The sequence below is a fragment of the Antrihabitans auranticaus genome, from assembly GCF_016481275.1.
Classification (GTDB): domain Bacteria; phylum Actinomycetota; class Actinomycetes; order Mycobacteriales; family Mycobacteriaceae; genus Antrihabitans.
The window spans coordinates 16,021-34,310 of sequence record NZ_JAEMNW010000002.1 but is presented as its reverse complement, the minus strand read 5'-3'; the positions used below and the strand labels follow the sequence as shown (position 1 = coordinate 34,310).

Genomic DNA, 18,290 nt, shown 5'->3' with positions numbered 1-18,290 from the left:
GTCAGTGTGCGAAGACCTGATCGTCGCCGCCGATGAATTGCGGCAGCGGCGCCGATAGCTTTTCGAGCTTCGCAGTGTGCTTGCGCAAGTCGGCGACAAGCAGGTCGGCCATGTCGTGCGTCATCCCCGCGCGCACGACGATACGCAGCACCGCCAGGTCTTCTCGACCCTCCGGATACGTGTATGCCGGTACCTGCCAACCTCTTTCACGAAGACGATCGGAGACGTCGAAGACGGTGTAGTTCTGCACCGAGTCCGCGAGCTTGAAGGCGAACACGGGTAGATCTGTGCCGTCTGTGACCAACTCGAACGGCCCGATCGACGCAATCTGCTGGGCGAGATACTGCGCAACGTCGGCGCTGTTCTGCTGAATACGTTGGTAGCCTTCGAATCCGAGACTGGTGAACATGAAGTACTGCGCCACGACCTGGCTGCCGGGGCGCGAGAAGTTCAGCGAGAACGTCGGCATGTCACCGCCGAGGTAGTTGACCCTGAAGACGAGGTCTTCGGGCAGGTACTCGGGACTGCGCCAAATCGCCCAGCCGACGCCGGGAAACACGAGCCCATATTTGTGCCCGGATGTGTTGATGGAGGCGACGCGCGGAATTCTGAAGTCCCACAGCAGGTCCGGCTGAATGAAGGGCGCAACGAAGCCGCCCGACGCCGCGTCGATATGGAGTGGAACGTCGAGCCCGGTATCTTCCTGAATCCTGTCCAGCTCGGCCGCGATCTCGGCGATCGGCTCGTACCGGCCGTCGTATGTCGAACCAAGGACGGCGGCGACGCCGATCGTGTTCTCGTCGACGAACTCCCGCAGCCGGTCCGGCGTCAACGAAAGGTCGTCACCTGCCATCGGGACCAAACGCGGTTCCACATCCCAGTACTTCATGAACTTCTTCCAGCACACCTGAACGTTCGCGCCGGTGACAAGGTTGGGCCGGTCGGTGGGTTTGCCCTGCGCGCGCATCCGCTCCCGCCAGCGCCACTTCATCGCGAGCCCGGCGAGCATCGCCGCCTCGCTGGATCCGGTCGTGGAGCAGCCGACGGCTTCTTCGCGCGCGGGTGAGTTCCACAAATTGGAGATGATGTTCACGCAGCGGTTCTCGATCTCCGAGATCTGCGGATACTCGTCCCGATTGATCAGGTTCTTGTCGGCGGTTTCGGCCATGAGCCGGTCGGCAAATGCCGGCATCGATGTCGTGCAGAACGTCGCGAGGTTGAGTCGTGTCGTGCCGTCGAGGAGCAGCTCGCTCGAGATCAGATCGTAGGCGTTCTCGTAGCCGACGCCGTCGGCCTGGAGAAAGAACGTCGGCGCGCGAAGCGGTTCGGGGCGCGGCTGCGCTCGCGCTGGACCCGGCCGCTGCGGCGCCGCATCGGAACCCGTTCTCAGATTGACGGCGCTGGCGAGGTCTGCAAGCCTGCCTCTGAACTGGTCGCCGACCTTCGCGGCATGCTGGATTCCGCTTGTGATCGCCTCCTGCGTGCTCGCGGTCGCCGCGCTCATGTCGCCGGAAACGGCCGCCGAGATCCCCTTCTCGAGTGCCCGTGCGAGGTCCTCGGGCAGCACGGCACCCGTGAGCTGCGTACGCGTCGCTCTACGGACGATCTCGTCGATTCGGGCTTTCCTGTTGAGACCCATCTACGACCTCACTGACATCACGGCTGAACACACGGGTGCGACGCTACAACGTGAGGGCATTCGACAACTTGTGTGTCCGCAAATGTCAAAGCCATGCCCTCGCGGGACAAAGGGTGCGACGGTCGCGGACCATACCGTTGAGGTATGACGAATTCGCTGGAAGACAGAGTGGTTGCGATCACCGGCGCGGCGCGCGGAATCGGATACGCGATCGCGACCGCGGCAAAGGCTGCCGGTGCGCGGATCGCGATAAGCGACATCGACGAAGTGGCCCTGAAGCAGGCCGCTACCGCACTCGACGCGGATTTCTCCGCTCCACTGAACGTGACAGATCCAGCGGCCTTCCGTGCATTCCTGCGTGACACCGAATCGATGCTCGGCCCGCTCGACGCTCTCGTCAACAACGCCGGCATCATGCCGACCGGTCCGCTGCTGGAACAAGACGACGCGCTGATCCGCCGCGTCATCGAGATCAACACACTCGGCCTGATCTTCGGCACGAAGCATGCTCTGGAACTGATGGTTCCACGCGGTCGTGGACACATCGTGAACATGTGCTCGACGATGGGCGAAACCGCGGTTCCCGGCCTTGCGGTTTACAACGCGAGCAAGGCCGCGACCGTGCTTTTCACCGACTCCGCACGGTTGGAGCACCGTAGGACCGGCGTCAAGTTCACCGCGATCCTGCCCGGCACGGTCGGCACCGAGCTCGCATCGGGATTGTCCAATCCGCCCGGTGTGCGCATCGCGACCGCGGACGAGGTGGCCGAAGCGGTGGTGAAAGCAATCGCGAGCGAGCAGTCTCATGCACGGGTGTATCTCCCTCCCCTCTTCGCAGCCATCACCCGCAGCGCAGCCCTGCTGCCGAAGAGCATGCACGAAGCGATCCTGCGCCTACTCGGCTCCGACACCGCGATTCTCGAGCCCAAAGACCCCAGCGCTCGCGCCAGATACAACGACCGCGCAAGCCAGAGCTGACGTGCCCGCAGGAAGCGAGACAGCCTGCGCTGTTCTCGTCGTCCGAATGACCCGTTCAGCCGCCGACCGGGTACCGGGCGTCGAGCTCGATATTCAGCTGCAGAACGTTGACGGTCGGCTCGCCGACGAACCCGAGCCAGCGACCACTCGTGTTGTTCGCGATGGCCTCACGAACTCGATCGACGGAGATTCCGCGCGCCTTGGCGACCCGACTGGCTTGGAGATCCGCGTACGCAGGCGAAATGTGCGGATCAAGGCCACTTCCGCTGGCAGTGACACCGTCAGCGGGTACGACAGGATCGGTCGGGGCGCCACCCTGGACCGGCACTGTCTGTCCGATCGAGTAGTCCACGCCGAATTCCGCGCACTCGACCCGCACGCCCTCGTATGTGGCCAGGAAAGGTGGGGGCGAGTTGTCGGAGCACGGCTCGTTCACGCTGACCACGTCGATCGGCCTGGTGACATTGCCGGTCGAGTCGCGTGGCCCGATGACCGACAGCACCGCGCCGACACCGTTCGGGGTACAGAACGGCCGGGACCCGTCGACGCCTTCGAGTTCGCCGACAGCCACGCTTCGGGCACAGACCGTCGTCAGCAAGCTCGGCGAAAAGCCTGCGGCAACGGGGTCGAGGCCCGCCGCGAGGAGCGCGGGATCTGCGGGTGAGTCGACCACGTCCTCCGGGCCGAGGTTGCTCGCGCTGGTCGACAGCGGGTCGTATCCAGCGCCCGCCGCCGACGGCCTGCTTTGGAAGTACTGGATCAGCGGGTCACCGTTGCTGTCGGTGAAACTCTGACCGATGAGCGCGCTCCCGACCGGTCGTCCGCTCACCGCAATGATCGAACCGTTGGCGTTGTCGCGCAGTACAGGTATCTGGGCGACCCCCCACACTGCAGCCGGGTATGCGAAGCCCAGGACAACGGTGAGGACCAGGAGGGCGCGTAGGGCAGCCAGGTGCTGGCGAATCCAGATCGAGGTACGCATCTCAGGACATCCCAGGTAGGTAGCGGACGATCGAGTCGATAAGTTTGATACCGATGAACGGCGCGACGATACCGCCGAGCCCGTAGACATAAAGGTTGCGGCTCAACAGTTTCGACGCACTGCTAGGCGTGTATTTCACTCCGCGCAGCGCGAGCGGGATCAACGCCACGATAACGATCGCGTTGAAGATCACCGCCGAGAGGATGGCCGATTGCGGACTGTGCAAGCGCATGATGTTGAGCAGATCGAGCCCGGGAAACATGGCCACAAACAGCGCGGGAATGATCGCGAAGTACTTGGCGACGTCGTTCGCGATCGAAAATGTGGTCAACGCACCGCGCGTGATGAGCAATTGCTTGCCGATTTCGACAATCTCTATGAGCTTCGTCGGATCCGAGTCGAGGTCGATCATGTTGCCGGCCTCTTTGGCGGCGGAAGTACCGGTATTCATCGCGACGCCGACATCTGCCTGCGCGAGTGCGGGCGCGTCGTTGGTGCCGTCGCCGGTCATCGCGACCAGTTTGCCCCCGGCCTGCTCCTTCTCGATGAGTGCGAGCTTGTCTTCCGGGGTCGCCTCGGCCAGAAAGTCGTCGACGCCTGCCTCGTCGGCAATTGCTTTGGCCGTCAACGGATTATCGCCGGTGATCATCACCGTCCGGATGCCCATTCGGCGCATCTCGTCGAACCGTTCGCGCATGCCGACCTTGACGACGTCCTTCAGATGGATGACGCCGAGGACATGCGCCCTTCCTGCCAACATTCGCCCAACGACCAGCGGTGTCCCACCCGAAGCTGACACATCGCCGACAATCTGGCCGAGTTGCACTGGGACAGTGCCACCTTCGGCTCGCACCCAGTCGGCGACAGCGGTCGCCGCGCCTTTGCGCAGTCGGTCACCGTTGCCGAGATCGACCCCGGACATGCGAGTGTGTGCGCTGAATTCGACCCAGTGGGCGTTGTGCAGTTCACCGGAGTGCCGCTCACGCAGTCCATAGGTGTCCTTGGCGAAGACTACGATCGAACGGCCCTCGGGCGTTTCGTCGGACAGGCTGGAAAGCTGAGCCGCATCCGCCAGCTCGTCCACCGAGATACCCTCCACTGGAACGAATTCCGCTGCCTGCCGGTTTCCGAGCGTGATCGTTCCGGTCTTGTCGAGCAGCAGCGTATTCACGTCGCCTGCGGCCTCTACGGCCCGGCCCGACATCGCCAGAACATTGCGCTGCACCAACCGATCCATGCCCGCGATACCGATCGCGGACAGCAGCGCTCCGATCGTCGTCGGAATCAAGCACACGAGCAGAGACACCATCACGATTCCGGTGATTCCGTGCCCATCGAGGGCCAAGCTGTCCGGCACCCCCGGGTTGTTCGCTTTGGAATAGATCGCGAGAGGCTGGAGCGTCGCGACCGCGAACACGAAGATGATCGTCAGTGCCGCAAGCAAGATGTTGAGCGCGACCTCGTTCGGTGTCTTCTGCCGATTTGCGCCTTCCACCAACGCGATCATCCGGTCGATGAAACTCTCCCCCGGCCGCTGTGTGATCCTGACGACGATCCGATCGGACAGGACCTGCGTTCCACCCGTGACCGCAGACCGATCGCCGCCCGACTCTCGGATCACCGGCGCGGACTCCCCGGTGATCGCCGATTCATCAACGGACGCAATGCCTTCCACTACGTCTCCATCCCCCGGAATTGTCTGGCCCGCCTCGACGACGACGTAGTCTCCCAGTTGGAGGTGCGACGCAGGCACCATTACTTCGACGCCGCTTCGCACCCCGTCGGTGAGCCGACGGGCCTGCATATCGGTCTTCGCTCGGCGGAGGGTGTCGGCCTGCGCCTTGCCGCGTCCTTCGGCAACCGCTTCGGCCAGGTTCGCGAAAATCACGGTCGACCACAACCAGAAGACGATCAGCACCGCGAACCACGAAGGACTCTTGACGGCGAGAACTGTGCCCCACGCCGCGCCGATCTCGACGATCAGCATGACGGGATTGCGCCACAGCGTTCGTGGATCGAGCTTGCGGACAGCGTCGGGAAGGGACTGGAGCACCATCTTTCGATCGAGCCCACCCCGCGCCTGCTTTGTCGGCGTGTGTCCAGCAGCGACTGGAACTGTTTGCGTGGCCATCAGTGAATTCCTTCTGCCAGCGGCCCGAGAGCCAAGGCGGGGAGAAACGTGAGCGCGACGAGGATGAGGGTCACGCCGGCGACCATGCCGACGAACTGGGGCCGATGAGTAGGCAACGTCCCCGCCGATTGCGGGGTGAACCCCTGCGACGCGAGCGAACCGGCAAGCGCCAGAACGAAAATCATCGGCAGGAATCTGCCGAACACCATCGCCAGACCCAGCGCGGTGTTGTACCACTCGGTGTTCACGGTGATGCCGGCGAACGCCGAACCGTTGTTATTGGACGCAGATGTGAAGGCGTAGAGGACTTCGGACAGACCGTGCGGCCCGCTGTTCAGCATGCCCGCCCGCTCGCCCGGCAACGCCATCGCGCACGCGGTACCCACCAGCACCACAAGGGGCGTGACCAAAAAGTACGCCGCAGCAAGCTTGATTTCTTTCGGCCTGATCTTCTTGCCGAGGTACTCGGGAGTCCGCCCGACCATCAGACCTGCGACGAAAACGGTGAGGATGGCGAGGACCAACATGCCATAGAGACCCGATCCGGTACCACCGGGCGCGACCTCACCGAGCTGCATGTTGAACATCGCGACCATACCGCCGAGGCTCGTATAGGAATCGTGAAACGAGTTGACAGCGCCCGTTGAAGTCAGCGTCGTGGATGCAGCGAAGGTTGCCGAATCAGCCACGCCGAACCGCTGTTCGACGCCCTCCATCGAGGCACCGATCGCCGTGGGGACTGTGCCGTGATGCTGAAGCTGGAACCAGCTCATCAATGTGAGGCTGATGATTGCGATCGTTCCCATCACCGCCGCGATCGCGTACCCCTGCTTCGTGCTCCCGACCATGCGGCCGAACGTCCGTGGCAGGGAGAAGCTGATCACGAGAAGTAGGAAGATTTCGATCCAGTTGGTCCACGAGGTCGGATTCTCGAAGGGGTGCGCGGAGTTGACGTTGTAGAAGCCGCCGCCGTTGGTGCCGAGTTCCTTGATTACTTCCTGGCTCGCGACGGGTCCGCCGGTAATGCCTTGTTCGGCTCCCGAAAGCGTGTGCACAACTTGCGTGTGCAGATCGAAGTTCTGCACGACACCACCGGCAACGAGCACGAGCGCGCCGACGAACGCGATCGGCAGCAAAATCCGAATCGTTCCCCGAACGAGGTCGATCCAGAAGTTGCCGAGGTCGCCCGTGCGGCGTCGCGCAAACCCGCGGACCAGCGCAATCGCGACTCCCATGCCGACGGCGGCAGAAACGAAGTTCTGTACGGCGAGGCCCCCCATCTGCACGAGGTGGCCCATGGTGGATTCGCCGGCGTATGCCTGCCAATTCGTGTTGGTGACGAAACTGACGGCGGTGTTCCACGCCAGGTCCGGCGTGACTTCGGTACCAGGATCGGTCAGATGCAGTGGGAGGTGTTGCTGGAGAAGTTGCAAGCCGAACAAGAACAGAATGCCGACTGCCGAAAAAGCAAGCACGCTGCGGGCGTATACCGCCCATGTCTGTTGAGCCGTCGGGTCGACGCCGATAAGTCGATAGATCACGCGTTCGGCGCGCACATGCGCGGATCCGGAATACACACGAAACATGTAGTCGCCGAACGGTTTGTGTACCGCGACCAGCGCAAGTACGAGCGATCCGGTGAACAGGATCCCCGCCGTGGTCGTACTCATTCAGAACTTCTCGGGAAACAACAGCGCGGCGCCGAGAAAGACGGCGATGAGCACAGCCAGCACGAGGCCGACGACATTGTCGAAGTTCACAGCCGCTCCACGCCTCGCGCAACGAGGCCGAGGAGGCCGAAGACAGCCACCGTCAGCACGACGAACGCAACAACAGACATTTCTCTCCCTTGGGGTCAGGACTGCAGATCGAGTCAAGACCCCACGGAAGAGAGTTCGTCTGCCCTTGACGACTCCTTTGCGCCTCCCCCTCCGGCTTTAACGCTTTACTGACGGTTGACGCTGCCGTCGCGTCAGTACATCTTTTCGATCGCGTCCGAGTAGTCGGCAGCGATGGGCTTGCGTTTCAGCTTGCTGGTCGGTGTGAGATGACCGCTGCCTGGCTCCCACACGTCGGGAAGGACCGTGAACTTCTTGATCTGCTCGACGCGTGAAAGTTTGCTGTTCGCCAGTTCGACTCCGGCTTCGACGGCCTGTCGCACGACGTCGTTCGAGGCGAGTTCGCTGACTGCGGCAGACCCGAGTCCGTGCTTTCGGGCGAAGGCGGCCGCAGCGTCGGGATCCAGGCAGATCAACGCTGTGTTGTACGGGCGCGCATCGCCGATTACCGCGATCGACCCGACGAGCGGGCAACTCGCGGCGACCGCATTCTCGATGTTCGTCGGCGACATGTTCTTGCCGGCCGCGTTGATAATCAGCTCCTTCTTACGATCGATGATCGACAAATAGCCCTCGGCATCGATCGAACCGATATCGCCCGTGTGCAACCAGCCGTCGGAATCGATTGTCTCGTCAGTCTTTTCGGGGTCCTTGCGGTAGCCCCGCATCACCATCGGGCCGCGCACCAATACTTCGTGATCGCGGGCCAGCATGATTTCGGCACCGGGAACCGGCGAGCCGACGGTCCCGATCTTGATGCGGTTCGGCCGGTTGACGGTCACCGCTGCAGTGCATTCCGACATTCCCCAGCCCTCGCACAGGGGTACGCCGAGGCCGAGGATGAACTCGTGGACCTCTGGCGGAATCGGTGCTGCACCGGTGACCGCTAGGCGAACCTGATCCATCCCCAGCTCTGCGCGGACCTTCGAGAGCACCAGCCGATCTGCCAACTGATACTGGATTGCGTCCAGGAACCCCAGCCGCCGACCGCTCGATTCGACCCGTGCCTTCGCCTGTCCGGTCGCGAATGCCCAATTCGCCAGCTTCCGCTTCGCCGGATTGGGTTCATCGGCGATTCGTTGCTCCAACGCAGCCTTCAGCTTCACCCAGATCCGTGGCACGCCAAGGAATCCCGTGGGCCGGACGTCGGTCAATGCAGCGATCAACTGCTTGACATCGGCCACCGTGGTAACCGGAACCCCGAAAAGCAGATTCATGTAATGCGCAAACCACCGATTTGCCGCGTGTGCGTCGGGGAGATACGAAATCACGCGGTCGGACGAGCCGATCGCGCCGAATTCCTCTGCGATGCGGGCATTCTCGATGAAATTCCTGTGCGTGAGCTCTACGCCCTTCGGCGGTCCGGTCGTGCCGGAGGTGTAAACGATCGTCAATAGATCACTCGATCGCACTGCCCGCCATGTGGCATCGAAGTCGAAGCCCTCGGCAATCGTCGATTCGATGTCGCCGAGGCTCGTTGCGCCGTCTGCCTTGCCGTCGACGCAGACCACATGTTCGACCTTGCCGCCGATCGCAACGGCTTCGAGAACCGTTGGCAGGAACTGCTTCTCGCAGACCACGACACGGTTGCCGGCGTTCTCGAACTGGTAGGCAAGAACGGCCGCTGGATTGGTGTTGTACACCGAGAACGGAGTTGCACCAGTGTGCAGAATCGCTGTGTCACACAGGTGGAACTCGGGACGATTGGTCAGCATCAGAGCGACCGTGTCGCCGGGCGCGACGCCGTGCGCAGCCAGTCCGGATGCGATCGTGCGCACCCGATCTGCGTACTGCCGCCAGGTGACGACCGTTGCGCCGGAGGAACTGCGCAGCGCTACGGCGTCCGGTTCGCGGGCGGCGACGCGCTGAAACGCCTCACACAGAGTCGTTGGGGCGAGAGTGCTCATCGAGTCGTCTCCATTTCATGCTTGTCCGCGGGCGCGGTCCTCGTAGGCCTTGCGCTGCGCATTGTCGACGTTGTCGGTGAATACGTGCTCGCCACCGAACAGTCGGGTGAGTTCTTCGGCGACAGCCCTCGGGAAGAATTTCTGCGATGCGACGAGTGCACCTGCCAGCCAGGTAACCCGCACCTTCGGTCGCGGCGAGAGGACGAGATCGACTATCGCGTTGGCGATGTCGGCTGGTTCGGCGTTCTTGATACCGCGAATTCCTGCGGTGCCCGCCGTGAGTTCGGTGTTGACGAACGAGGGCAGAACGACAGAAAAGTGCACACCGGTTTTGCGATTCTCCACGCGCACGGCGTCGGTGAATCCGACGACCGCGTACTTGCTCGCGCAGTACGTCGCCAATCCGGGCGAATACGTCTCTCCCGCCAGTGAAGCGACATTGACGACGTGTCCGGAACCGCGCGGCACCATCCGCTGCGCGGCGAGTTTCGTACCGATGATCACGCCGTAGGTGTTGATGTCGAGGATGCGCCGGGTGACCGCTTCGGGTTCGTCTGTGAGCAGACCGACGGGCATAATGCCTGCGTTGTTGATCAACACATCGAGCGGGCCGAGTTCGCCCTCGACCGCATCGAGGAAATCGGAGAACGACGCGAGGTCGGTGACGTCCAGCTTGGTTGCGAACACATCGATATCGACGCCGGCCTGCTTGACGGTCACCTCGTCGACGTCGCCGATCGCGACCTTCGCCCCAAGTGCGCGCAACGCGGATGCTGTCGCGAGGCCGATGCCACGGGCGCCACCGGTGATGGCGATCACCCTGCCGTGCAATAGATCTGATCGATTCTTCATCGAGCATTCTCCTTTGGTTTCACGCTGGCCTGCACTGGCCCGGCGAACCCGCCGCGAGGCCGCGTGCGAACCCGACGATGTCGTCGGGTGCATCCAACTGCGGGCAGTGACCGGCTTGATCGAGTACGACAAGCCAACTGTGTGGAATGGCCTTGTGATAGCGCTCGCTCGAGGCAAGCGCAACAATGCGGTCCCGGCGCCCGTGCACGAAGACCGTCGGACAGTCGACGCCCGCGATCGGGGGTCCGGCATCGACTTCGGCTCTCATCCGCATCCCTAGTTCGAGGAGTTCGCGTGCGCCGCGACGACTGTGGATCTGCGAACTGAGGATCCGAACCAACTCCGCGTCCATGGTTGTCCGGTCGCCGTAGAGCAGTCGGCTCACGACCGTGTCGGTGCCGTGTACCCGGAGGAGCTTGGGCACGCCGGCGGCCGCTGCGGCAAGGAGTCGTCCGTTGCCGACGAGCGAGGCTCGGGCGAGCGGCGTCCAGCCCCCACCCGGGGTGGCCGTCGCGACGACGCCGCGGATCGGCAGTCGTTGCGGTGCGGCAGCCGCTCGGAGGGTCAAGAAGGCGCCGAGCGAGTTCCCGACCAGAACGACCGGACCGTTGTTGCTGTGCTGCGAGATCACTTCGCTGACGAAGTGATCCCCCTGCGGCAGCCACGCTCCCGGTGCGGCCGGATCGGCAGCACCGAAGCCCGGCAGGTCCACGGCGACGGCCGATTGGCCGACCGCGGCGAGCCGGTTCAGAACCGGTCGCCAACAGTCCGCGGGATGGGCAAACCCATGCAGCAGCACGATTGTCGGCCCATCCCCGTCGACGAACAACTCCCGCGTGCCCACTCCTGCGTGGACTGCGCGTCGTTCACCGATCACGGGACTCAGTCCCGCTCTGCCCAGTTGTCCAGCTGGCTGGGAAGCTCATCGAGCTGCCACGGGCCATCGACCTCGACGGTTTCCACGGACGACCAGCCCTTCAGCAGCGTGATGGCGCCCCCTTGAACCGCAAGGACCTTGCCGGTGAGCGGGCACTTCTCGTCCGCCAGGTAAGCGACGATCGGTGCAATGTTCGCGGGGCTGAATGCGTCGAACTCGCCCTCGGGAACCTCTTCGGCGAAGATCGCGCCCATACCAGGCGTCGCCAGGGTGAGCCGGGTTCGAGCCACCGGGGCGATCGCGTTGACCCGCACCCCGTAGCGCTCGAGTTCAAGCGCGGCGACCTCGGTGAGTGCCGCGATACCGGCTTTGGCCGCACCGTAATTGGACTGGCCCGCATTTGGCATGAAGGTGCCCGACGCCGACGCGGTGTTGATGACCGCCGCGTTGACCGACTTACCGGCCTTGGACTGCTCCTTCCAGTACCCCGCCGCGTGGCGCAGCACCGAGAAGTGTCCCTTGAGGTGAACCGCGATGACGCTGTCCCACTGGGCCTCGTCCATCGACGCGACGAATCCGTCACGCAGGATGCCCGCGTTGTTCACAACGATGTCGAGGCCACCGAACTCCGAGATCGCCTGGTCGACAAGCTTCTTCGCGCCGTCCCAGGTCGCGATGTTGTCGGTGTTGGCGACAGCCTTACCGCCGGCAGCAACGATTTCGTTCGCAACTTCCTGCGCGGGGCCGACGTCGGAACCAGTGCCTTCGTTCGAGCCGCCGAGGTCGTTGACGACGACGCTTGCGCCGAGTTTCGCCAGTAGCAGCGCGTGTTCACGGCCGATGCCGCGGCCGGCGCCGGTGACGAGCGCTACGCGGTTCTCCATTGAACCCATGTGAATTTCCTTCTCAGAATTGAATGTTCGGATGTCAGACGACGAGGGTGGCGAGCTTGTCGAGCGATGCGGCGAGTTCCTTGGTGGATGCGCGCTCGATGGCGCCGCCGATTGCACCGACCATCATCTGGCTGATGAACTCGGCATCGACGGTTGCGACGGAAGCATCGGCACCGTTCGCCTCCACTGTGAGCGTGAAGCTGATCTGGGCCCCGGCCATACCTTTACCCGAAAACTTCGTGGTGTTCGGAGCGTCGTACTCGTCGACCGTGAAGTCGATCGTGTTGGCCATGCCCATGATCGTGAGAACTTCGCTCATCGTCGCTCCCTTGGAAAGCTCGGTCGGGGGCGCTTCTTTCCACTTCGTGTGCACCGACAGCCACTCCTCGAAGCGCGAGGGGTCAGAAATAACAGCCCACACCTTCTCCTGCGGTGCGGCGATCTCTTTGGAAACGTTGGCCTTTGCCATGGTCTTGCTCCTTTGTTGTTGGTAGAGAAATGAATTCAGCGCTGCGTTGGATAACGCTTCGCTGCGCTCAGCGTTCTGCTGGGCGGTATGCCGTGACTACGGCGGATCCGCCGAGCCCGATGTTGTGCTGCAGCGCGACCCCGGACTTGCCGGCGGCGCTTTCGACCTGTCGTTTGTCGGCAGTACCGCGCAGCTGCCAGGTGAGTTCGGCGCACTGCGCCAAACCTGTTGCGCCCAAGGGATGTCCCTTCGAAATCAACCCACCCGATGGGTTGACAACCCAACGACCGCCGTAGGTGGTGTCGTTGTTGTCGACGAGCTTGTGGCCCTCGCCCTCGGCTGCGAGGCCGAGCGCCTCGTAGGTGAGCAACTCGTTGGGCGCGAAGCAATCGTGCAGCTCGATCACGTCGATGTCGTCCGGCGTGATGCCGGCCTGCTCGTACACGCGATTCGCGGCGGTCCGGCTCATGTCCGCACCGACCAGCGTCGCCATGCTCTTGCTCTCGAACGTGCCGGGAGTGTCGGTGACGAGTGCCTGACCGACGATCTCGATCGCCGCAGCGGCGAGGTCGTGCTTCTCGACGAATGCTTCGCTGGCGAGAATCGCCGCGCCCGAGCCGTCGGAAGTCGGCGAGCACATCGGGCGGGTGAGCTGCCCGGGTGCGTAGATCATCTTCGCGTTCGCGATCTCGTCGTCGGTGTACACGTCCTGGAACTGCGAATACGGGTTGTTCACGGAGTGCTTGTGGTTCTTGACGGCGATCCGCTGAAAGTGCTCGGGGGTCGAACCGTACTTCTGATTGTGCTCGACGCCTGCGGCACCGAACATCCACGGCGCCACAGGAAATGCGAACTCCTGCAGTTCGGCCATCGCCTCCATGTGCTTCTGCATCGGCTGTTCGCGGTCGTCGTAAGTGGAGCCGAGCGAGCCCGGCTGCATCTTCTCGAACCCGAGCGCCAGGGTGCAGTCCGCGAGCCCGCCGCGTATCGCTTGCGCGGCGAGGAAGAGCGCACTCGAACCGGTCGAACAGTTGCTGTTCACATTGAAGACCGGGATGCCCGTCAGACCGAGCCCGTACACAGCGCGGTGGCCGGAGCACGATTCGCCGTAGCAGAATCCGGTGTAAGCCTGCTGCACCAGGTCGTATGCAACCCCGGCGTCGTCCAATGCCCTGGTACCGGACTCGAGAGCCATGGCCGGGTAGTCCCAGCCCTCGCGGCGACCCGGCTTTTCGAACTTGGTCATGCCGACGCCGACCACAAATACTCTGTTGCTCATTGTTTCTAGCCTTCCTAGGCGAATTCGGCGAGGCCGTCGGTGATGACGAACTTGCCCGGCTTCTCGTCGCCGGCGGTTTCGAATGCATAGCGGCCTGCACCGGTACTCCAGAAATTGCTGGAGATCGTTTCCTTCGGCAATGCGGGTTTGCTCATTCGAACCGCCAGCCGCTTCAGGCGGGCGGGATCGTCCGGGCTGACCTGTGACAGCAAAGCGTGCGACGTGAAGGCGATCGTGCAGAGACCGTGAATGATGATGCCCGGCAAACCCATTGCCCTGGCGAACTCGTCATCCAAGTGAATCGGCATCGGGTCACCCGCAGGCTCGCTGTAGCGGAACGTCTGGTCCGCGTCGAAAGTCTGGACAGCACTGAACGTGGGATCCGTGTCGCGAAGCGACGCATCGAAGCTGTGCTCCGGGCTCTTCACGCCGACGGTGCCGTCGAACTTGCCGCCGCGGAAGAATCCGATGAAGTACTGCTCGTTCACCAGATCGCCACGGTCGCTGCGGGTTTCTATCAGCGTCGTGACGACGACACCTGATTCCTTGCCTTCGATTCCGATCGGCTTCGCGCGCACGGTAAGGAGTTCGCCGGGCTCGATCGGCCGGTGAATTCGGAAGTCGTGCTCGCCGTGCAGGATTCGCATCATCAGCTCGTCCGGGACGACGCCCATCGTGGCATCCGCCATGATCGCAGTGACCGGGACCACCGCGAATACCGGCGGCGCTAGAGTGCCGTCCAGGTGTGCCGCGATGGGGTCGTTGGTCGCCTTCGCGTATGCGATGGTCTGTTCGCGTTCGACCTTGAATTCCTGCTCCCCGACCCATTGATCGAGGAGATCGAGGTTGAATCCCTCGTTGGTGGACATGCAGACTCCTTGTGCTCTGTGCTTCTTCGAACCGAGACCGGCTATCTGCAAATAACGTTATGAGGCAGGTGCTTTGCGAGCGATGACCGAACTTCTCGGGTTCTTGACCTAAACGCTCGCTCGATGTTGGTAGTTTCGGCACATGCCCTCGACCGAGTACACGATCCCGATTCAACGGGTGCAGGTGCTCGTCGGCATTGCGCTTGCACGTGGCTGGGACATCGAAGGAATGCTGGAAACGGCAGATATTTCGGCAGATCTGCTGCCGGAGGGCCGCGCCCGCGTGACCACCGAACAGCTGACGATGCTCATCAAGCAGCTGTGGCGGGCGACTGACGACGAACTGCTCGGCTTCGGGTTGCGACCCGTGCCGCGCGGCACGTTCCGGTTGCTGTGTATCGCCGTTCTGACTGCCACGAATCTGAGGGCGGCGATCGAGCGTTTCGACGACTTCGGTCGCGCAGCTCCGGGCATGCCACCTATTCGAGTGGACGTCCGCGATGGTCAGGCCAGAGTGTCTATCGATATCAGCAAGATCGAACAGCCCATAAACTTGCTCATCGACACACTTCTTGCGATTACACATCGCTTCTTCGCTTGGGCGATCGGAAAGCGAATTCCGTTGGGACTTGTCGAACTTCCTTACGACGAGCCCGCGCATGTCGACGACTACGACCTGATTTTCGGTGCGCCTGTCGCCTTTTCGACATCCAGATGCGCATTGCTGTTCGACGCCGACGTACTCAACGCGCCGATAGTGCGAGACGAGGCGGCACTGAACGAATTTCTCCGCGATGCGCCGGCGGGCGTACTGACCCGCCGAACGTACGCGACGTCGGTATCCAGTCAAGTGCGAGTACTGCTCGCGGGTGGACTTTCCGGCGAATGGCTGACAGTCGACGAGATTGCAGCCGAACTCTTGATGAGCCCACAAACGTTGCGCCGTAAGCTCCGTGAGGAGAACACGTCGCCGCGCGAGATCAAGGAAGAGATCTTGCGCGACGCCGCGATCGCCAGCCTGGCGCGCGGTGACGAGACCGTCGCCGCGCTGTCTCGACGCCTAGGATTCTCCGAGCCGAGTGCATTCTCGCGCGCGTTCCGGCGCTGGACCGGGAGTCCACCCGGGTCGTATCAGCACTAGCCCCCGCGACTGTGCAGTTATCGTCGCAAAAGTGTGGTGAACGCGACGATAACTGCACTTTCGACGGGATCAGTCTGCCTCGACACCCCAGGCGGACAACAACGTCCGCACTGCCACCGCATCCGACGATTGCGGTTCGGGCAGGTCTGCGGGGGTGCGGCTGAACCGCGGCGCCGGGGCAGGCTGACGCAGTCCGCCGACCTCGATGAACGCATTCCGAGCCTTGTTGTGGGCGTGCTCGTGCGCTTCCCAGGGACTGAGCACGGGCGTCACGCAGGCGTCGGACACCGCGAAGACCTCGGCCCACTCGTCGCGCGTCCGTTCCTTGAACTTCGCACCGATGACACTCCGAAGCTGTTGCCAGCCACTCGAATCCAGCTGGAACGGCAGGTCTGGATCGTCGATCCCGAGCGCCGCTAGTAGCTGCGCGAAGAACGGATACTCGACGCAGCCGACCGCGACGTAGCAGCCGTCGGCGCACTCGTAGGTGTCGTAGAACGGTGCACCACCGTCGAGGATGTTCTCGCCCCGTGGCTGATTCCACAGCCCGTTGGCGTGCATGCCGTGCATGAACGAGGTGAAAAGCGACGCGCCGTCGACCATTGCCGCGTCGATCACCTGCCCCTTGCCCGACCGCTCCCGCTCGTAGAGAGCAGCGATCACACCGAGAGCCAAAAGCATTCCGCCGCCGGCAAAGTCGCCGATGATGTTGGCTGGAGGCACCGGTCGCTCCCCCGCGCGGCCGATCAGGTCGAGGGTACCGGTCAAAGCGATGTAGTTGATGTCGTGCCCCGCCGTACTTGCGAGCGGTCCCTGCTGACCCCACCCCGTCATCCGGCCGTAGATCAGGCGCGGATTGACGGACTCGAGGTCGGCCGGTCCGATGCCGAGTCGCTCGGCGACGCCGGGCCGGAAACCCTCGACAAAGACGTCGGCCTTCGCGACCAGTGCGTGCAGTCTGCGAATGTCATTGGCGTCCTTCAAATTCAGCGCTATCGTGTGCTTGCCACGATCGAGCGGGCCGTCCGGCGGCGTAAGCCCGTCGCCGCCACCGCCGGCGCGTTCGACTCGCAAGACGTCCGCACCGAGGTCGGCAAGCACCATGCAACCGAACGGCGCGGGTGCGAGTCCCGCAAGTTCGACAACCTTGACACCCTGCAGCGGCCCTGCCATCAGAGCGACCGCGCAATGATCGTCTTCATGATCTCGTTGGTGCCGCCGTACACCTTCTGGATGCGCGCATCGGCGTACAGCCTTGCGATCGGGTATTCCTTCATGTATCCGTAACCGCCGAACAGCTGCAAGCATTCGTCGGCCACCTGGCATTGCTGCTCGGTGAGCCACCACTTCGCTTTGGCGGCGGTCGGCACGTCGAGTTCGCCGTCGAGGTGCTTGGCGATGCAGTCGTCGAGGAAGCTCCAGGCGATCGACTTGATCGTGTCCGCCTCGGCGAGCTTGAACTGGGTGTTCTGGAACTTGAAGATCGGCTTACCGAAGGCCTCGCGCTCCTTCGTGTACGCCAGAGTCACCTCGACGGTCTTCTCGATCGATGCAGCTGCGGCAACGGCGAGCACGAGGCGCTCCTGTGGCAACTGTTGCATGAGCTGGATGAATCCGAGGCCCTCGGCGGCGCCGACGAGGTTCGACTGCGGGACGCGGACGTCGTCGAAGAACAGTTCGCAAGTGTCTTGGCCGTGCTGGCCGATCTTCTCCAGGTTGCGGCCGCGCCGGAAGCCATCCCGGGTGGTCTCGACAAGAATCAGCGAGACGCTGTCGATACCGGTGCTTTCGGGGTCGGTCTTCGCGACGACGACGACGAGGTCGGCGTGGTGGCCGTTGGAGATGAAGGTCTTGGCGCCGTTGATGACGTAGTCGGCACCATCCTTGACCGCCTTGGTCTTGATGTTCTGCAGATCCGAGCCCGTGCCCGGTTCGGTCATCGCAATGGCGCTGACGATCTCCCCCGACGCCATCTTCGGCAGCCAGGTCTTTTTCTGCTCTTCGGTGCCGTAGGAGGCAATGTAGTGCGCGATGATCGCGCTGTGCAAGATCCCGCCGAAGCTCGGTGCCATCGCGCGAATCTGCTCGATGGCGACGACTGCCTCGTGCGCGAACGTCCCGCCACCGCCGCCGTACTCCTCAGGGATGCTCAGGCACAACAGTCCCAGGTCACCGGCCTTTTTCCAGACCTCACGGTCGACATGGTGCTGCTCGCCCCAGCGTTCTTCGTTGGGGGTGCATTCCTTCTCGAAGAATCGCCGCGCGAGATCGGCCAGGGCATCGAGATCTTTGTCCATCCAGGACGAGCGGTGTAACGCCACGGTAGAACTCCCTTGTTCAGAAACCAGTGGCTTCGACGCTATGGTCCCGCCGGCACTGCGCCAATGACCGTGCCGACCACGTGATTGACTCGACCGCTCACAGCTACATCCAGT

Annotated in this window: 16 protein-coding genes; 2 read left to right on the top strand and 14 right to left on the bottom strand. The window is 63.0% G+C overall.

Translation table 11 applies throughout. The features are described 5' to 3' along the window. Position 1: 1 nt before the first annotated feature. On the bottom strand, positions 2 to 1,639 hold the full coding sequence (locus JGU72_RS08120) for a glutamate decarboxylase (RefSeq protein WP_199683311.1): 1,638 nt from the start codon (positions 1,637 to 1,639) through the stop codon (positions 2 to 4). A gap of 144 nt (positions 1,640 to 1,783) precedes the next feature. Here JGU72_RS08120 and JGU72_RS08115 point away from each other — a divergent pair, with 144 nt between their 5' ends. Beyond that, entirely contained in the window at positions 1,784 to 2,617 is an 834-nt protein-coding gene (locus JGU72_RS08115; protein WP_199683310.1) for an SDR family NAD(P)-dependent oxidoreductase, read from the top strand. A 55-nt stretch (positions 2,618 to 2,672) separates the two neighbouring features. On the opposite strand, the gene JGU72_RS08110 is transcribed toward JGU72_RS08115, so the two are convergent. From JGU72_RS08110 to JGU72_RS08060, 11 genes are all read right to left on the bottom strand, one after another. After that, complete coding sequence (locus JGU72_RS08110; protein WP_199683309.1) at positions 2,673 to 3,599, bottom strand: potassium-transporting ATPase subunit C; 927 nt, start codon at positions 3,597 to 3,599, stop codon at positions 2,673 to 2,675. Position 3,600: 1 nt separating this feature from the next. Then, positions 3,601 to 5,730, bottom strand: a complete 2,130-nt coding sequence (gene kdpB / locus JGU72_RS08105) for a potassium-transporting ATPase subunit KdpB (protein WP_199683308.1) — start codon at positions 5,728 to 5,730, stop codon at positions 3,601 to 3,603. Next, on the bottom strand, positions 5,730 to 7,400 hold the full coding sequence (gene kdpA, locus JGU72_RS08100; RefSeq protein WP_199683307.1) for a potassium-transporting ATPase subunit KdpA: 1,671 nt from the start codon (positions 7,398 to 7,400) through the stop codon (positions 5,730 to 5,732). The genes kdpB and kdpA overlap by 1 nt, the downstream gene beginning before the upstream one ends. Next, entirely contained in the window at positions 7,401 to 7,490 is a 90-nt protein-coding gene (locus JGU72_RS30645; protein WP_233531802.1) for a potassium-transporting ATPase subunit F, read from the bottom strand. A gap of 212 nt (positions 7,491 to 7,702) precedes the next feature. Further along, a complete protein-coding gene (locus JGU72_RS08090) occupies positions 7,703 to 9,475 on the bottom strand; it encodes an AMP-dependent synthetase/ligase (RefSeq protein ID WP_199683305.1) in 1,773 nt (590 codons plus the stop codon). Between the two features lie 15 nt (positions 9,476 to 9,490). Further along, the gene (locus JGU72_RS08085) at positions 9,491 to 10,327 is read right to left on the bottom strand and encodes an SDR family oxidoreductase (protein ID WP_199683304.1); all 837 of its coding nucleotides are present in this window, start codon (positions 10,325 to 10,327) and stop codon (positions 9,491 to 9,493) included. A 19-nt stretch (positions 10,328 to 10,346) separates the two neighbouring features. Continuing rightward, positions 10,347 to 11,204 (bottom strand): alpha/beta fold hydrolase, encoded by an 858-nt coding sequence (locus JGU72_RS08080; RefSeq protein ID WP_199683303.1) that lies wholly within the window; start codon positions 11,202 to 11,204, stop codon positions 10,347 to 10,349. A gap of 5 nt (positions 11,205 to 11,209) precedes the next feature. Next, a complete protein-coding gene (locus tag JGU72_RS08075) occupies positions 11,210 to 12,097 on the bottom strand; it encodes an SDR family oxidoreductase (RefSeq protein ID WP_199683302.1) in 888 nt (295 codons plus the stop codon). Positions 12,098 to 12,131: 34 nt separating this feature from the next. Beyond that, positions 12,132 to 12,566 (bottom strand): type II toxin-antitoxin system Rv0910 family toxin, encoded by a 435-nt coding sequence (locus JGU72_RS08070; protein WP_199683301.1) that lies wholly within the window; start codon positions 12,564 to 12,566, stop codon positions 12,132 to 12,134. 67 nt (positions 12,567 to 12,633) lie between these two features. Then, the gene (locus tag JGU72_RS08065) at positions 12,634 to 13,845 is read right to left on the bottom strand and encodes a lipid-transfer protein (protein ID WP_199683300.1); all 1,212 of its coding nucleotides are present in this window, start codon (positions 13,843 to 13,845) and stop codon (positions 12,634 to 12,636) included. Positions 13,846 to 13,859: 14 nt separating this feature from the next. Next, a complete protein-coding gene (locus tag JGU72_RS08060; RefSeq protein WP_199683299.1) occupies positions 13,860 to 14,714 on the bottom strand; it encodes a MaoC/PaaZ C-terminal domain-containing protein in 855 nt (284 codons plus the stop codon). A 142-nt stretch (positions 14,715 to 14,856) separates the two neighbouring features. Here JGU72_RS08060 and JGU72_RS08055 point away from each other — a divergent pair, with 142 nt between their 5' ends. After that, positions 14,857 to 15,855 (top strand): AraC family transcriptional regulator, encoded by a 999-nt coding sequence (locus tag JGU72_RS08055; protein WP_199683298.1) that lies wholly within the window; start codon positions 14,857 to 14,859, stop codon positions 15,853 to 15,855. A 69-nt stretch (positions 15,856 to 15,924) separates the two neighbouring features. On the opposite strand, the gene JGU72_RS08050 is transcribed toward JGU72_RS08055, so the two are convergent. Continuing rightward, the gene (locus tag JGU72_RS08050) at positions 15,925 to 17,028 is read right to left on the bottom strand and encodes a CaiB/BaiF CoA transferase family protein (RefSeq protein ID WP_199683297.1); all 1,104 of its coding nucleotides are present in this window, start codon (positions 17,026 to 17,028) and stop codon (positions 15,925 to 15,927) included. Further along, a complete protein-coding gene (locus JGU72_RS08045; RefSeq protein WP_199684512.1) occupies positions 17,028 to 18,152 on the bottom strand; it encodes an acyl-CoA dehydrogenase family protein in 1,125 nt (374 codons plus the stop codon). Before JGU72_RS08045 ends, JGU72_RS08050 begins: the two co-directional genes overlap by 1 nt. Positions 18,153 to 18,290: the final 138 nt, after the last annotated feature.

Coding starts and splice junctions, on each gene's coding strand:
- JGU72_RS08075 (WP_199683302.1), bottom strand. CDS start 12,097: ATGGGTTCAATGGAGAACCGCGTAGCGCTCGTCACCGGCGCCGGCCGC.
- JGU72_RS08120 (WP_199683311.1), bottom strand. CDS start 1,639: ATGGGTCTCAACAGGAAAGCCCGAATCGACGAGATCGTCCGTAGAGCG.
- kdpB (WP_199683308.1), bottom strand. CDS start 5,730: ATGGCCACGCAAACAGTTCCAGTCGCTGCTGGACACACGCCGACAAAG.
- JGU72_RS08110 (WP_199683309.1), bottom strand. CDS start 3,599: ATGCGTACCTCGATCTGGATTCGCCAGCACCTGGCTGCCCTACGCGCC.
- JGU72_RS08045 (WP_199684512.1), bottom strand. CDS start 18,152: ATGGACAAAGATCTCGATGCCCTGGCCGATCTCGCGCGGCGATTCTTC.
- JGU72_RS08055 (WP_199683298.1), top strand. CDS start 14,857: ATGCCCTCGACCGAGTACACGATCCCGATTCAACGGGTGCAGGTGCTC.
- JGU72_RS08115 (WP_199683310.1), top strand. CDS start 1,784: ATGACGAATTCGCTGGAAGACAGAGTGGTTGCGATCACCGGCGCGGCG.
- JGU72_RS08050 (WP_199683297.1), bottom strand. CDS start 17,028: ATGGCAGGGCCGCTGCAGGGTGTCAAGGTTGTCGAACTTGCGGGACTC.
- JGU72_RS08085 (WP_199683304.1), bottom strand. CDS start 10,327: ATGAAGAATCGATCAGATCTATTGCACGGCAGGGTGATCGCCATCACC.
- kdpA (WP_199683307.1), bottom strand. CDS start 7,400: ATGAGTACGACCACGGCGGGGATCCTGTTCACCGGATCGCTCGTACTT.
- JGU72_RS08090 (WP_199683305.1), bottom strand. CDS start 9,475: ATGAGCACTCTCGCCCCAACGACTCTGTGTGAGGCGTTTCAGCGCGTC.
- JGU72_RS08065 (WP_199683300.1), bottom strand. CDS start 13,845: ATGAGCAACAGAGTATTTGTGGTCGGCGTCGGCATGACCAAGTTCGAA.
- JGU72_RS08060 (WP_199683299.1), bottom strand. CDS start 14,714: ATGTCCACCAACGAGGGATTCAACCTCGATCTCCTCGATCAATGGGTC.
- JGU72_RS08070 (WP_199683301.1), bottom strand. CDS start 12,566: ATGGCAAAGGCCAACGTTTCCAAAGAGATCGCCGCACCGCAGGAGAAG.